Source organism: Paenibacillus sp. FSL R7-0048 (assembly GCF_038004505.1).
GTDB classification, from domain to species: domain Bacteria; phylum Bacillota; class Bacilli; order Paenibacillales; family Paenibacillaceae; genus Paenibacillus_AQ; species Paenibacillus_AQ odorifer.
The window spans coordinates 305,283-319,625 of sequence record NZ_JBBORF010000001.1; the positions used below are offsets into that span (position 1 = coordinate 305,283).

General features: G+C 43.1%; 12 protein-coding genes. 7 read left to right on the forward strand and 5 right to left on the reverse strand.

The features are described from left to right. Positions 1-30 precede the first annotated feature (30 nt). Complete coding sequence (locus tag NSQ91_RS01370) at positions 31-1,131, forward strand: threonine aldolase family protein (protein WP_076305119.1); 1,101 nt, start codon at positions 31-33, stop codon at positions 1,129-1,131. On the opposite strand, the gene NSQ91_RS01375 is transcribed toward NSQ91_RS01370, so the two are convergent. The 4 genes from NSQ91_RS01375 to NSQ91_RS01390 are packed head-to-tail and all read right to left on the reverse strand — an operon-like array spanning position 1,117 to position 6,157. Then, entirely contained in the window at positions 1,117-2,433 is a 1,317-nt protein-coding gene (locus NSQ91_RS01375; protein WP_076126977.1) for a glycosyltransferase family 2 protein, read from the reverse strand. The genes NSQ91_RS01370 and NSQ91_RS01375 overlap by 15 nt on opposite strands. A gap of 19 nt (positions 2,434-2,452) precedes the next feature. Further along, on the reverse strand, positions 2,453-4,000 hold the full coding sequence (locus NSQ91_RS01380) for a sugar isomerase (RefSeq protein WP_076126979.1): 1,548 nt from the start codon (positions 3,998-4,000) through the stop codon (positions 2,453-2,455). Next, complete coding sequence (locus tag NSQ91_RS01385; protein ID WP_076305118.1) at positions 3,975-5,102, reverse strand: polysaccharide pyruvyl transferase family protein; 1,128 nt, start codon at positions 5,100-5,102, stop codon at positions 3,975-3,977. The genes NSQ91_RS01380 and NSQ91_RS01385 overlap by 26 nt, the downstream gene beginning before the upstream one ends. Beyond that, positions 5,099-6,157, reverse strand: coding sequence for a glycosyltransferase family 2 protein (locus NSQ91_RS01390; RefSeq protein WP_076305117.1), 1,059 nt, complete (start codon positions 6,155-6,157; stop codon positions 5,099-5,101). The genes NSQ91_RS01385 and NSQ91_RS01390 overlap by 4 nt, the downstream gene beginning before the upstream one ends. Before the next feature lie 220 nt (positions 6,158-6,377). Between NSQ91_RS01390 and NSQ91_RS01395 the strand changes: the two genes are divergently transcribed. The 5 genes from NSQ91_RS01395 to NSQ91_RS01415 all read left to right on the forward strand — a co-directional run bounded on the left by NSQ91_RS01395 (position 6,378) and on the right by NSQ91_RS01415 (position 11,586). Then, complete coding sequence (locus NSQ91_RS01395) at positions 6,378-7,604, forward strand: Zn-dependent hydrolase (RefSeq protein WP_076305116.1); 1,227 nt, start codon at positions 6,378-6,380, stop codon at positions 7,602-7,604. A 281-nt stretch (positions 7,605-7,885) separates the two neighbouring features. After that, complete coding sequence (gene ald, locus NSQ91_RS01400; RefSeq protein WP_076305115.1) at positions 7,886-9,019, forward strand: alanine dehydrogenase; 1,134 nt, start codon at positions 7,886-7,888, stop codon at positions 9,017-9,019. Positions 9,020-9,518: 499 nt separating this feature from the next. Beyond that, entirely contained in the window at positions 9,519-10,196 is a 678-nt protein-coding gene (locus NSQ91_RS01405; RefSeq protein ID WP_340916199.1) for a hypothetical protein, read from the forward strand. After that, the gene (locus tag NSQ91_RS01410) at positions 10,153-10,782 is read left to right on the forward strand and encodes a helix-turn-helix domain-containing protein (RefSeq protein WP_340916201.1); all 630 of its coding nucleotides are present in this window, start codon (positions 10,153-10,155) and stop codon (positions 10,780-10,782) included. The genes NSQ91_RS01405 and NSQ91_RS01410 overlap by 44 nt, the downstream gene beginning before the upstream one ends. A 75-nt stretch (positions 10,783-10,857) precedes the next feature. Further along, complete coding sequence (locus NSQ91_RS01415) at positions 10,858-11,586, forward strand: protein-glutamine gamma-glutamyltransferase (protein WP_076305114.1); 729 nt, start codon at positions 10,858-10,860, stop codon at positions 11,584-11,586. A 156-nt stretch (positions 11,587-11,742) separates the two neighbouring features. Here the strand turns inward: NSQ91_RS01415 and hflX are convergent, their stop codons facing one another. Further along, positions 11,743-13,008, reverse strand: coding sequence for a GTPase HflX (hflX, locus tag NSQ91_RS01420; protein WP_076305113.1), 1,266 nt, complete (start codon positions 13,006-13,008; stop codon positions 11,743-11,745). Between the two features lie 527 nt (positions 13,009-13,535). Between hflX and NSQ91_RS01425 the strand changes: the two genes are divergently transcribed. Next, positions 13,536-14,336, forward strand: coding sequence for a hypothetical protein (locus NSQ91_RS01425; protein ID WP_076126993.1), 801 nt, complete (start codon positions 13,536-13,538; stop codon positions 14,334-14,336). The last annotated feature ends 7 nt before the right edge of the window (positions 14,337-14,343 follow it).

The window sequence follows — 14,343 nt, forward strand, 5'->3', positions numbered from 1 at the left end:
AAGGCAAATCCGGAAGGGGTTATCCAACGAATGAACGGAAAAAAAACCGTACAAGAGGCTTTTAATGAAACGGCCTATCGAATCGCAGGGAATGGGAATAGAGATGTGCAAGTGTTGAAGGAAGCCTTGGCAGCCGTAGAGAACAGTAAGGCATCTGATATTTATGGAACGGGCGAAGTGATTGAAGATTTCCAGACGAAAATGGCGAATATCCTGGGCAAAGAAACCGCGGTTTTCTTTCCGAGCGGAACGATGGCGCAGCAAATCGCTTTAAGAATTTGGTGCGATGAAAAAGAGGTGAAAAAAGTAGCCTATCATCCCTTATGTCACTTGGAGATCCATGAGCAGGATGGCCTGAAGGAATTACATCATATTGAGCCTATCTTGCTTGCGGACAAGAACCGATTAATCACTTTGGAGGATGTGGCGAACCTAAAGGAGGATATCGCCTGTCTGTTGCTGGAATTACCCCAGCGCGAGATTGGTGGTCAGCTGCCAGAATACACGGAGCTTGAAGCTATTTCTGCTCATTGCCGTGCATGCGGCATTAAATTGCATTTGGATGGGGCGAGATTATTTGAGATCCTTCCGTATTACGGGAAGTCAGCAGCTGAAATCTCTGCACTCTTTGATAGTGTGTATATATCCTTTTATAAAGGAATTGGAGGAATCGCTGGGGCAATTCTTGCAGGCAGTGAAGATTTTACGAAGCAATCAAAGATATGGAAACGGCGGCATGGTGGAGACTTAATCAGCTTATATCCGTACATCATTTCTTCTGATTATTATTACCAGCAAAGAGAAGGCAACATGCAGCAGTATTATGAAGGTGCAAAGGAGCTTGCTGCTTGGGTTAATCAATGTCACGACGTAACCACTCTGCCCGCTCAACCTGTCTCCAATATGTTTCACATGCATTTTCAAATGTCTAAGGAACAAATTGAACCGATTCTGTCAGCGGTGTATGAGGCGACAGGAATCGGTTTAAGCGCGGGTATAAGAGCTACCGGGGAACATACTTCTTATTGTGAGATCAGCATTGGAGACAAGTATGCCGACATCCCAAAAGAAAAGCTTAAAGAGTTTTTTCTGCTGCTCGATAAGCTAATGAGCGAATCATCTGCCGAGTAGCGTGCGGAGTAAGGAGATTCGTAATAGTTGTTTTTTAATAAGCTTCATGCGAAACTCATTTTTTAATTGATTGTAGATCAGCGGGCAATGGTTAAGCGCCCAATGGTACATGAATTTAAAGTCTGTAGCGTCTTTTGCAGAATTTAATAAATAGTATGAGATCGTATCGTAAGCATTGTGGTTGAACCATTCCGTCATTTCCTGTGCGTTATATCCATATTTCTGCACGGCCATATTCTTAATGAGTTTCTTTTCTTCCAGATTCTCAATTAAAAATCCTTGGCTCAGATTAAAGGTGATATTGTTCCCGTGTATTCTGTACACGCCAGCAATCACATCAATGAAGCCCGCATCACCTACCAGCAGGGAACGCAAATAGATGGAAGCATCGTTGACCATATTCATATCTAGGATATCCATAGCCATTAAGGCCTCTCGTTTAAAGACAGTAGTTAAAGTAGAGGCGGGTTTTGGATATCCTTTTTTCTCGAAATTCATGAAATAATCGCGTTTCTTAATAATGCTGCTAAGCTGCAGATTGGAGATTTTTAGTTGTTTGGCTTTGGAATACTCCAGAAACACATTCGCAGCTACAAATGATATTTCGGGATGAAGGAGATGGAAGCGGACAGCTTTACTGAAATAATTCATGTCGATCAGATAATCATCATCATCGAGAAAAAGAACATATTCCCCATCACCATGTGCAGCAAAAGCTTTTCGACGATTATTTCCAGGTCCGCTATTGGTAGCATTGCGCATGTAAATGACCCGTGGCTCCGCCCCAAAGTGTTGCTGCATTAACTCTTTCGTGCCATCTGTAGAACAATCATCAATCACTGTAATCTCTTTATTGGGATAGTCCTGCATTAAGATACTTTGGATCGCTTGATATAGGAATTCTTTTCTATTATAGGTGGTGATAATGACACTGATCTTGGGAGAATCGGATAAGGATTGGACTGCTGGGTAGGAAATTTCCGTATCCGAAATGCGGCTTTCCATTTTAACCAACCCCTGAATTAAACCTGCGATATCACTGGCAACAATGTTGAATTGTTCAGACAGATAGAATTTCAAAGTATCCTCTGAAGCCCTCCCAGTCAGAAAGGCATGAATAACCTCAGATAAGGTTTCCAGATAAGGTTTGATTTGTACATTTTGTTCTTGATCTATGATCTGGCGGCATCTTTGCAATAGTTCTGTATCCTCTATTTGGATGGTGGGTGAATGGTTTATTTCATCATTTAGGTCGTTTAGAAAGACGTAACAGGCTTGCTGCAAAACCTCGCTATGATCCATTTCCAGTCCTCCTGTTGTGTTATTTGGATAAACCACTTACCTCAGGCTGAGCGTTAATTTTATTTTTGAGTTTGTATCGATACTTTTTGAGATGTTCCCATGTATAGAGGAAGACTTCACGTTCCATTAAAGAGCCGATTACAAAATATACAGGCAAGATCACTAGTCCTAGAAGTACACCCCAGATCATAAGCCCCAGATAGGAATGGATCGGGATGTCGATGGCAGTTGTGATGAGAATAATGCCTACAAAAACTACTGCATTCGTAAGCCATCTTCTAAAAGTGACCCATGGACTGCGGTCCAGCAAATGTTTGCTGGCATAGATCACAATATCTATGGAGCGGTATAGGAGGGCAACTATCGTTCCCATCAGTACACCGTAAATTCCCATGAAGATTACGAAGACAACAGAAGCCACCAGATTAATGGCGGATTCCAGAATGGAACGGTTTTGTGTTTTTTTGAAATGTCCAGCGATGGTAATCACATTATTGGAAGACGTTCTGGCATTGGTTAATAATTTGATGACTACGAACAAGACCGGCAGCCACATATCAATGTAATTCACGTCGTTTACCCCAGCGGTATACAATTTCATAAAGGGTAAAATCAAAATGTAAGCCACCGTTAGAATCGAGAAGATAAGCCCCATAAAATACACTTCGTAAGCATCATAAAATTTAATAAATGCTTCTTTACTCTCATGGTAGCTTTGCCCGAGGGCAGCCTTCACACTTCCGTTTATGGTCTGGACGATATTATCCACGATCGTAAAAATCATATTGTACATAACATAGATACTGACGATTTTTAGATTCGTAAAGATGGTTAATATAAGTACGTCAGTATTTCTAAACACCAAATAGGAGATTTCATGGACTAATACGGAATTCTTTTGACCAATGGCTTCATAGTCTGGTTTGAGATTCAGGTTGATCCACTTGTAATTCTTATTCATATAAATATAGAAAGCGATGATTTGAAGTAAAGTTAAGATAAAATAGGAAGCTTGAACCGCAATAATGTCCACACCTTGCAGTAATAACAGAATCCGGATCAGGCTGTTCATAATATTAGCCACAGTGACAATGGAAGTCTCTACATAGCTTTTTCCCTCCGCAGCGAGCAGGACCTTGAATTTCCCCTGAAAATAATAATTGATTGCTCCGCCCATCCCCGTAAGCAAAATAATGACCATAATCGATAATTTATCGATCTCAGACGAGATCACTAGCGGGTACACGATGGCGAGTAGCAGTACGGCGAAGAAATAGTAAATACCTGTTTTTTTATAATAGCTGGAGGTGGCAGCCAGAATAGAGTTGATATTGTTTTTATTATCCGAAGCTACCGGCTTGTAAAGTGCTTGGATCGAGGCCGCCCCAACACCTGCTTCCAGCAGCGCCAAATAACTAATAATCTGCACAATCGAAGCGATCAACCCATTGGCCTCAGAGCCATAGTTGACCATTATCAGTCTGGGTATAAAAAAACCGAGGATAATCGTGATGAGTTGACTTCCCAGTCCAAAGGATAAGTTAAGAATGCTCCGCTTGGCTTTCATAACGAATCCCCCTTTCGTAAAGCGGTAAATACGTATCTAGATGCTCGAAATGTCTTTCGGCTTGTTTTGCTTGCAGTGTGACATCCATAGAGCAGGTGATCATACTTTCAAAAATCTGTGCAGGCTGGACCTGTTCCAGCGTGTTGAAATCGGCATACAGACCTGTGAATCCAACATCTTTCATTACATTGACCATTTTTTTGCTGTAGGCTACAGGGAATACCGGTTTATTAAATACCCAGCCCAGAATCATTGCATGGAATCTTGAAGCCACAATAGAACTGGCATTAGCTAACACGGACAACACTTCTTCCATGTTCGTTTTATATAAATGCACTTGAATAGCATCCTTGTAGGAGGGACCGATAAGGCGCTGAATCTCTTCAATCGCCAGTTGATCGCCTTCGTGTTCGCAAAATGACATGAAATGAACCGCGTAACCTTTTTCAATGAAATAAATTGCGAGTTCTTTCATTTTTTCATAATAGAGGTTGTCAAAACCGTTCAGACCTTTCGCAGAAGGTTTAATAACGGATAAGACGATGTAATCCTCCGGTTCGTTTGGAATATCTGGCGGGTCTAGCTGAAAAATAATATCTGGGGCTAAGCGGACATTATCCAGATCCTTAAATAAATCATAAGAGTACTGTTCTCTGAAACATATATCTGTATAATCCTTGAAAATCCGCTTGTGCTCATCATAGTATTCTTGATTTGTAAAAGGGCCAAAATTAGATCCTAACAGATAGTAAGGCTTATTTTGATTACGAATGACTTCTGCATTCTTGAAATGCTCTGCCCAGTGGTCTGCTTCCATGAAAATTGAGCCGCCGATATGAACGACGCCATCTGAGTGATCTGCCAGATATTTGTGAGCCACATTATGTATCTTTAGCTTCCTGCAAATATAGCCAATGCCTCTTAGAAGAAGGGAATCGGAAGGATACACTTTGAGGTTAGGGAGCTCTTTGAAACATTGTTTATAGAGGCGTGGTGCGCAAATTCTGAATTTGGTATCCGGATATCTTTCGCACAGCACCTTAATGAATAGATCATCGCCCAGATTAAATTCGGTATAGGCGTATATCAGCATTTTTTTCATATTCTAGATTCCTTTCGGGTTCCGTTCCCTTTAAGTAGGTTGCGCTTGAACCGGGATAAGCCTCTCTCCACAGAGATGAATCTGTGATATAGAAGCGGGGAGATTAAAAATGTTCTGATATAAAGGGTTAATCTGCGATTATCTCCTCTATAACGTCTTATGAGTTCATCCATTTCTTGATTGAGCTTGGGATAGGTATGGTTGATGTCACGAAGTAATTCCTGAATGCTTACCCCTTCCGTACCATTTAGACAGGTTTTGAGGTTGAAAAAGTAGTTCTCGATCAGCTCCCGGTTCATTAACAAAGGTGAGATCGTATCTAGTTCAGCAAAGGGATAGGTTTTGAAATATTCATCCACCCTTTTGAAAGCATCCACTACATCGAATTTATTCACGTTATAGCTGTTGGAGATGGAGGAGTTTCTCTGTAAATAAAATGATAGTATATCCGGGATTGAGATGACTCTGGCCGCTCTGGACAAGGCTTTGTAGATGAACTCTTGATCCTCTCCATTCACACAGCGTTCTGTATAACCTAACCCGTGGAGAAGTAAGAATTCTCGCTTATAAGCGATACTCCCTGTCCATATTCGCAAGCTTTTGTACACGAAAATCCGCGCCAGTGCTTCGCTTCCCGTCACGTCGCTGAAATCAGAGGTACAGCTTAATAGAGTTTCTCTGCCTTCTGAGACATGATTATAACCCCAGCAAATAATCTCGGGTTGTTCATCTTGAGTATAAGAATGAATGGTTGAGACCAAGTCTGCGGAGACATAATCATCTCCATCGACAAAAAGAACATAATTACCTGTGGCTTCAGCTAATCCCCTATTTCTAGCCGCGCTTACTCCATGATTCTCCGTTCGAATGACTTTACAGAAAAGGGCGGGATTACGCGAAAGAATCTTTTCTATAACGTTGTAAGTGTTATCCGTAGAACCATCATCTACGATGATGACTTCGAAATGCGGATCGCTTTGGTCAAGCAGTGAATTAAACATAGGGGTTATATAATGCTCTATATTGTATACCGGGATCACAAGGCTTAGATTCATGGGCTCGCTCCTTTCCTGTGGAAAACTGGATGATAAGCTATCTTAAGCTTACCCCTCGTATGAAAAGATTGTATATACTACTTTAGTTTACTTATTGCTGGCTCTACTCGTTGTAGCATCATGTGAATAATAGTTATTACAATATGTAAAATGAAAATATTATGGTTTGGTTTAACATAGATAGAAAGCCAACAAAATGCTCGAAGCGGAGGGATCTGGGATGCAGCTGCAAAAAATATTCGTGAACGGTGAGAGACTGAAGAATACAATCGAGGCATTTGCCGATTATGGGCGTACAGATAAAAATGGCGTGACCCGATTATCGCTGACGGAAGAGGATCTTAAAGTTCGGGATTATTTTCGTGCCTGTTGTGAAGAGCTCGGAATGTCTGTGAAGATGGATGATATGGGGACGATGTATGCCACACTGGCAGGCGAAACTTCCGGGCCTCCGATTGTGATTGGCTCGCATATGGATACTGTGAAAAAAGGGGGCAGATTCGATGGCGTCCTGGGGGTTATCGCGGGTCTAGAGGTGGTGCGGACGCTTGTAGATTACGGGATTAAGCCGAAGGTTCCGGTGACGATTATGAATTTTACGAATGAAGAGGGGGCACGTTTTGAGCCATCTATGATGGCCTCTGGTGTGTTGTCCGGAAAGTTTGATAAAAGTGTTATGTTGAACAAAAAAGATCCAGCAGACATCACCTTTGGTGAAGCGCTGGAGAAGAGTGGATATAAGGGAGAAATGAGCAATCGTATCACCGAAGCCACCGCTTATTTGGAGCTTCATATCGAGCAAGGGCCTGTTCTTGAAAAAGAGGAGCTGACGATTGGGCTGGTTGACTGTGTAGTTGGTATGGCCTGTTACGAGATTGAGGTGACGGGAGAATCCGATCATGCGGGCACAACCCCTATGGCGATGCGCAAAGATGCTTTGTTTGCTGCTACAGATCTGATTATTGAGCTGCGGAGCAAGCTGGGGGCGCTCGATTCCGAGCTTGTGTATACCATGGGCAGAATGAATGTGCTTCCTAATATCCATACCGTCATTCCCAATAAAGTGATTTTCACCATTGAAGCCAGACATAAAGAGATGGAGATTGTGCGTGAAGTGGAAGCCATTATCAACCGTTTGCCAGAGCAACTGCTGGATTGTGAAGTAAGCAAGACTAAGCTTTGGGGCCGAGATACGGTGTGGTTTGATCAGAATGTGTGTGATTTGGTGGAGCAAGCGGCTCAAACCTTGGGTTATTCCAGTCGAAAGATCGCAAGTGGTGCAGGGCATGACGCACAATTCGTAGCCAGCTTTCTGCCATCCGCAATGGTGTTCGTGCCTAGCGTGAAGGGTAAAAGCCATTGTGAAGAGGAACTAACCTCTTATGAAGACTGCGAAAAAGGGGTAAATGTAGTGTTAGAAACAGTGATGTTGTTATTATCAAGATAGGTAATGTCACTTAATATAACATAATGCAATAAGGTAGTCGCTTTAATTTCATACAAAATCGTCAAAAAGGCACTCTATAGGGTGTCTTTTTTTATGAGATAATAAAGATGGTTGTGTTGAGTACCAAAATTGTTAAAGATTAATGGGCAGTTAAGTCTGATCCTTTGTGTAAAAACACAATCATGGTAGATAATATTTTAATTTTTTAACAAAATGGGAATGCTAATCATATGTTATCATTCTTTACATAAGGGATCTACATTAGATGGGAGAGATGAATGATGATTATCGGAGTACCTAAAGAAATTAAAAACAATGAAAATCGTGTTGCCATAACCCCTGCGGGTGTAGTTAGTTTAATTACTGAAGGTCATCAAGTGCTCGTAGAAGCTGGAGCCGGTGTGGGCAGCGGATTTCCTAACGAAGAGTATGTCTCTGCCGGAGCACAATTGATTGAGGATGCAGCAAAGGTCTGGAGCTCTGCTGAAATGGTGATGAAGGTAAAAGAACCATTAGCAACTGAGTACCCCTATTTCCGTCCAGGCCTTATTCTATTTACGTATCTTCATCTTGCTCCAGAGCCTGCCTTGGCTGCTGCGCTAAAAGACAAAGGCGTCTTTGCGATCGGATATGAGACGGTTGTTCATGGACGCACCTTGCCGCTGTTAACACCGATGAGCGAAGTAGCTGGCCGGATGTCCGTCCAATTGGGCGCGCAGTTCCTGCAAAAGAACTACGGCGGACAAGGTATTCTTCTTTCCGGAGTTCCTGGCGTTAGCCGAGGTAAAGTGAGTATCATTGGCGGCGGTGTAGTAGGTACTAATGCAGCTAAGATGGCTATTGGCTTAGGCGCAGATGTTACGATAGTTGACCTCAGTGCGGAGAGACTACGTCAATTAGATGATATTTTTGGAGCACAGATTAATACGTTGATCTCTAACCCTTATAATATTGCCAAAGCAGTGGCTGAAGCGGATCTGCTGGTAGGTGCCGTGTTAATTCCGGGTGCTAAAGCACCGAAGCTGGTTTCCGAAGAAATGGTCAAGACCATGAAGCCAGGATCAGTGATTGTTGACGTGGCCATTGACCAAGGTGGCATTGTAGCAACCATCGACAGAGTGACGACACATGATAATCCCGTGTTTGTGAAACACGGCGTGCTGCATTATTCCGTGGCTAATATGCCGGGTGCTGTCCCTAAGACCTCAACTATTGCCTTAACAAATGTTACAGTTCCATATGCCCTGCAAATTGCCAATAAAGGTGTGATCAAGGCGATTCAGGATAATGACGGCCTAAGAAGCGGCGTGAATGTAGCCAATGGCAGAATCACCTGCCAAGCTGTTGCCGAAGCGTTGGGTGAGACACCTTATACGGTTGAGCAAGCCATGGAGCAGACATTCACATTGATCTAAAATAGACACGTTCCATAATGGAATGAGCCAAACAGCAAGCTCTCTGCGGGGAGCTTGCTGTTTGGCGTTTCTTGCGGTGGAGACCGGGTGGAAGTTGGTCAGTACGGCGTTAAAGTAAATAGATTGCGTTTCAGTGTAATTAGATGCAGTAGATGTTTGCTCGTGCGGTGCTATGGTGGATAGATTACGTAGTGAAGTTGGATGGATAGGGTGAAAGCTTTGATGAGAGATTTCCGGGGGTTATTCCCTAAAAACCACTTATAACATTTGGTAATCACCAACAACTATTAAACCTTACCAAATACCCCGACAAAACTCCCCACACCCCCCAACAAAACCCCCACCAATCATCCCCGTCCCAAACACCTTCCTCAACAAGCCGATCTCGCCCCTCACCTAAACCAGCTATTTATCTTATAGTCAGCTAGGGGGATGCATACTATAATGAAATCACTCTAGAGTACAGGATTTGGTTATTCTTCAGGTGGGAGTGAAGCTAGTGACAGATAAGGATCCATTATTTGATCGTTTCTTCGACAGTATGGAATCATTGGCGGATACGATAAGTGAATCGCTACAGTCTCAAGTTACCATCGAGGACAGCAATCATCATGTGATTGGCTACAGCTCGCATGAATTTGAGAGTGACTCCGCGCGGATTTCAACGATTATCGGGAAGCGTGTACCTAACGCTGTGATTATTGGCTTGCGCAAAAAAGGGATTATGCAGCAGCTGGAGAGCGCGGCACATCCCATTCGAATTCCTGCAGTGCTGGAGGTGGGACTTGGTCCCCGGCTGGCCATTTGTATTAAACATCAAAAGGAAATTCTCGGGTACATATGGGTAGTAGATACAGGCAACCTGGTAGAAGGGCATGCCGAAAATATCGTTGAGAAGGCGGCAGGTATCGTAGGCCGTTATTTACTTAAGCAGCGAGGTTGGAAAACGAAGCAGGACAAAACGCATGAGGACTTTTTCTGGAAGCTGATTACCTCCCACTACGACAACGAAGCAAATATTAAAAAGGATGCGGAATTTTGGTCCATTCTTTTGCCGGAAAAATATTATATTAGCGTGTTTGAAAGTGACAAGGTAATCGATGATCATTTAATACTCCGGTTTTCGGCAGGTTATGGCATCTTATTCCGGACTGCAATTACTATTTCTGACGGCTGAGCATAATCGGCTGATTATTTTGTTTTCCTTCAGCTTTGTGATCGAGGGGGCGGGTGGATTATCTTCATTCCTGCATAAAACAATGGAGGATATGTATAAGAGTGAAGGCTGCACACTGGCTGCTGGCTGTAGTCTCGATTACACTGAATATATGTCCGCGGCTATTGCCTATTGGGAAGCGGTGTCCATTGTGGAGATCAAAAAGCTGCTGCCTTTTCATGGGCGGGAGCTGCTATTGTACGAGGAGATTGGATTTTGGGCATATATACCGGCTATTATGGAGCAAAAGCGCAGTCGAATTCGTAAAAGCCCGTTGCTATATCCGCTAAAAGAACATGATCGCGAGCATAAAAGTGATTTTCTCAAAACCATCGCTGTCTATTTATCATTAAGCGGCAATTTAAAGGAATCCGCGGCTTTTTTACATATACACACTAATACATTGCTTTATAGATTAAACCGAATTGCAGAGATTACGGGCAAAAGCTTGAAGGATACGGGTTATCGCACTTCTATTTTCCTGGATATTTTGACGGAAGAGACACGGCAGCTTAACCAGTGGTTCGTGGATGCCAGGGAATCATGAGAATTAAGCACCAACCCGGTAACGAACACGTACAATAACCTATATTTAGAACCTATTACATTGGAGGGACTAAGCATGGTGAAGGAAGTTCGTTCACCCGATGCCCTTGACTTTGAGCGCAAAATGAGAGATAGCATCGTGGAATCGGCTGAAGCTTTAAATGAAAGTGGAGTGGATTTTGCAACATTTGATGATTCCCGCTGCAATCCGCAGTTTTGGACACGTACAGAGATTGGTGGGCTTCAACTGAACGCTGGCGTGGAACCCACAGTGGGGATTAAAGATATTTTTCGGAATGGTCATTTATATGCCTTTGAATGCGCGACAGCCATGGTCATTGTTATGTATCGGGCGACGATTGAAGCTATAGGTGAGGAAGCGTTTAATCAGTATTTCAAGGATTTGTTCTTATGGGACTGGAATTACGATGAGAATCTACGCTTAATTACAAACTACAACAAGGAACTAACGCAGCGGGGAGACGTTGTATATTTCAAGAATCCCGATCATGCTCCGAGCAAGCCAGAATGGCAGGGCGAGAATGCAATTAAACTCGAAAATGATCTGTTCTACGGCCATGGCATAGGGATTACTACTGGAGAGATCATCATAGACTCTCTGAATCAGGAAAGAGTATATGGGAGTGATATCTCGGCCTATTTAACGGATGAATCGGTGCATCCAGACTTTAATTACTTACAGCGGTTATCTGCAGGAACGGTTTTACCGGCAGCCAACAATAGAAGCTTCCGATACACTGTATGTTCAAGAATAGGGTCTAGAAACTATATTTATAAGATCTAGCGTCTGCCTATTTTATACTTACTGAGCAATGCAAAGAGAGGGCTCTTTTGTATTGTTCATTTTTTTATTCACAAAAGAAAGGGATAGAGCTTCAGATAACTCTGAAAACTCTATCCCTCTTTTTTAATTAAGGATTACCACGTCGTTTCTAATTTGTTATAGCTCAATAAAATCGTTGCGGAATTTATCAAAATCAGATTTTCTGCATTCCAGCTCAAGGCGTGTGCCTGTTTCTTCATAGCTAGTAGATTGAACATGGGCGTGTTCATTGAAATAAGAGACTACATTACCCCGATCAAATGGAACCAGAATCTCACACTGGACATAGTCCGTAAAAACATGGCTGCGGATCAGAGCGGTAAGTTCAGCCATTCCACTATTTTTCTTGGCGGAAAGGTAGACATTGTCACCTTCAATTTGCGGGTAAGGCAAATCAGTCAGATCAGCTTTATTATAGGCATAGATCGTTGGAATCTGGTCAGCGCCGAGTGCTTTGAGCGTCTCATCTGTAACCGCCATATGCTGTTGATGCTGCGGATCGGAAATATCGACTACGTGAATCAATAAGTCCGCTTCGGTAACCTCTTCAAGAGTGGAGCGGAACGCTTTGACCAGATGATGGGGAAGCTGGCTGACGAATCCGACAGTATCTGTTAATAAAAAGGTTTTGTGATCAGGCAGCTCAATGCTGCGAACCGATGTCTCTAGTGTAGCGAACAGCATATCCTTGGCGAATACTTGTTTATGGGAACCCGGATGGTAAGTCTCTACCATGACATTCATTAAGCTGGATTTTCCGGTGTTCGTATAGCCTACCAGGCAGACGACGGGAACTTCATTTTTATGCCGTTGTTTCCGCTGGATTTGACGTCTTGCTACTTGTTGTTGCAGTTCAACCTGTAAAGCAGTAATCCGCTCTTCAATTCTTCTGCGGTCCAGCTCTAGCTTGGTTTCACCAGCACCTCTGTTTTTAAGTCCAGCTCCGCCACCTTGTCTGCCCAGCGACTCACGAAGACCTGTGAGGCGCGGCAGCATATATTGCAGCTTGGCTACTTCAACTTGCAGCTGGGCTTCCTTGGTCTTCGCTCTTTCCGCAAAAATATTCAAGATCAGAATGGTCCGGTCAATGACCTGACGATCCAGTGCGGACTCCAAATTGCGGATCTGTGAAGGTGACAGTTCGTCGTTAAAAATAACAATAGGAGCATCGTGTGCCTCTAAAAGTGCCGATAATTCCTCGATTTTACCTGTCCCGATATAATGGGAGGGGTTAATTCGACTTGCCTTTTGACTAAGCTCTCCTACGACTTCAAGGTCACAGGCAACTGCCAGATTGCTCAGCTCTTCCATCGAATAGGCGAAATTCGTTTCGTTCTGAAGCTGGACACCGACTATAATTGCTTTTTCTCGTATTTGTTCCATATATTTATTCATCCTCCAATAGTAAATAATAAACGCAAAAAAACACAGGCAATCTGCCTGTGCTTACGGTTCGTTAGAGGACGTCAGAGTTAGGGCCTTCCATAGGTAGAATGAATTAAACAACAGTCCAGTCGCAGGGAAGAGGCACTTTGATCCCTTGCGAGCAGCAGTTGGCTAATCGGCTTCTATGGATGTTCAATTCTTAAAGGAATGGAGGTGAAGAGAATCCTCCCTACACGCTGTTGTTAAATTATCGGGTTACCTTTAAAAATGGGTAGACCAATCCTGAGTCCTCTGCACATGGGCAGAGCTTTAGCGCTATTCAATTAGCCGCGCAAAGTTCTAACTCGGATAAAGTCTATCACACGTAACCCTCCGTTCATAAAAAGTTAAGTCGAGTTTACCACATTCGTTATTTAGTGGCAAATCTCTATTTATGCTCTGGAACATCTCTTGTATTTTAATTACACCCAATAATTCTAAACAATGTTTACATATCATATATGAATTGATATATAGGAGGTGTGATGACATTGCCTGTTCTGTCCACAAACACCATTATTAATTTACCAGTCGACGGTACTCGGCCAATAGATCAAGTAGTGATCAAAGTTGTCAACAATGGATCGGCTGGCGCGTTTTGTTATATTACGGGCTTATCCAATAGTGTCAGTCCCCAGGCCATTTTTGTTGAAGAGTTATTTGAGCTGCAATATCAGGAGACCTTAAGCAAGACCTATGTCATGGTAGAGGATTTATTCCAATTTAATTTTGTATATTCACAGGAGCAGATGAAGATTCAGGTTTTCCTTGTTGATGCGGACGGTGTATGGACGGCCGTTGATCTTGAAGTGTTTCAAGTGAGCCGAATAACTTCGGAAATACGTGATAACGTGACCGTTACATCGACTGACTTTGCAGCAATCAGCTTTATGAGGCGTCCTGGCTTTGCTATTCCACAAGGTCTTGCGGCTGAGATTCGACCGGCAGCTTTAGATGTTATGTCCAAAAGACCTGTGCGATATATGGTCGTTGCAGGCGGGACCCTTGATGGGGCCTTCGAGAATTATCCTACACCGACTACAAATATTCCTGTCACGGACACGGCGCTGCTAGTGAACTATACCTGCACTACGGTCACGGGTGGAAAAGTTATTATGCAAGGTACAGGATCAGGGATTTCTGGGGCGTATGCGAATCTGGCGGTCAATTTACTTAATGAGCGACTCTCATACGAGTTCCATGATGAACCTGTCACATTGGTGGTAAACTCCCTCTCGGGCGGGGACGATCTCGCAGTTACCTTTAAAATGTCCGAGCAATGGTAATTATTCT